General features: G+C 27.3%; 2 protein-coding genes and 1 tRNA gene. All 3 read right to left on the minus strand.

The features are described 5' to 3' along the window. Positions 1-512: 512 nt before the first annotated feature. Entirely contained in the window at positions 513-713 is a 201-nt protein-coding gene (locus tag CAMP5053_RS08095) for a class I SAM-dependent methyltransferase (RefSeq protein ID WP_250325029.1), read from the minus strand. 81 nt (positions 714-794) lie between these two features. Further along, positions 795-1,040 (minus strand): hypothetical protein, encoded by a 246-nt coding sequence (locus CAMP5053_RS08100; RefSeq protein WP_337217632.1) that lies wholly within the window; start codon positions 1,038-1,040, stop codon positions 795-797. A 127-nt stretch (positions 1,041-1,167) separates the two neighbouring features. Next, positions 1,168-1,243 (minus strand) — tRNA-Glu (locus tag CAMP5053_RS08105). Positions 1,244-1,247 lie beyond the last annotated feature (4 nt).

Raw genomic sequence — 1,247 nt, forward strand, 5'->3', positions numbered from 1 at the left:
AAAAAAAAAGGGGGGGGGGATGTTTGACAGAGAAAGAATAGAGAAAGAATAGAGAAAGAATAGAGAAAGAATAGAGAAAGAATAGAGAAAGAATAGAGAAAGAATAGAGAAAGAATAGAGAAAGAATAGAGAAAGAATAGAGAAAGAATAGAGAAAGAATAGAGAAAGAAAGATAGAGGTTGTATTATAATATGTAATATATAGGTTTGATATTGAAAAGTTGAAGGGGATAGATATATAATATAAGTATTAGAGTTTAGCAAAAAAAGGATTGGGATATTGGTTAATAATATGTGGTAGTTATAATAGCAAGGAGAGTAAGATAAAGGCTTATTAAAACCTTTAGTGTAAAAATTATTTTTGCCCTATGTAAATGAAGTGCTGTATACTTTCTTCAAAATTATATAAATTTATCAACTCATAATCTCCCCAAAACAATGGTTTAAAAGGTTTAAATTTTTCTTTTAGCTCTTCAATCGTATTTGTAAAATTTATATAAGTAGATTCGCCATTTAATCTTGGACTAGATTTTCTTCTACTAAACCATTATCTTTAACATCTCCTGCAACAAATTCCTGATAAGCTTTAGAGCTAATCATTGTCGCGAAAATTATTGCACCATCATTGCATAAATCATAAAATTCTTCAATAGTTTTTTGAAAGTCTTTGTTTGGTAGATAATATAAACTTTGATTTGCAAAAATAAAATCCATTTTTACATCAAATAAATTTTTAAAGCTAGAGTTAGGTGTAATTACGTGAAAATTATTTTCATTTATCCTAGAATCTTTTTTCTAGGTATTTTTTAAACTAGAAACAATATCTATACCATAAGTCTTAATACCCCCCCCTGTTACATCTTGAAAATACTTAGAATGCACTCCATTCCCACAACCAAAATCAAGTAATTTTCCATTTGTTTTACTTAATTTGTATTTTAAGATTCTCTCATAAAATCTTATAACATGTCCATCGGGATATTGCAAGCCATATCCTTCATTGTCATATTTTTTAGTATATCCTGATAATGGATTATCCATTATTTCTCCTTTAAATTTAAGATACAATTTCATTATACAATAAAATAAAAATATTATAATGATTTTTAATTCTTCTTTTAGAAAAGTAATAAAATATATTAAAAATACAAATGCTAATTTAATTTTATGGCGACCCCTAGAGGATTTGAACCTCTGTTATCACACAGAGAGAGTGACGTCCTGAGCCACTAGACGAAAGGGTCAATA

The sequence above is a fragment of the Campylobacter sp. S4:11 genome (assembly GCF_024723695.1).
In the GTDB taxonomy this organism is placed as follows: Bacteria; Campylobacterota; Campylobacteria; order Campylobacterales; family Campylobacteraceae; genus Campylobacter_D; species Campylobacter_D jejuni_C.

Excerpts from the sequence above, each read along its gene's own strand:
- CAMP5053_RS08095 (WP_250325029.1), bottom strand. The coding sequence starts at position 713 with ATGGATTTTATTTTTGCAAATCAAAGTTTATATTATCTACCAAACAAA.
- CAMP5053_RS08100 (WP_337217632.1), bottom strand. The coding sequence starts at position 1,040 with ATGGATAATCCATTATCAGGATATACTAAAAAATATGACAATGAAGGA.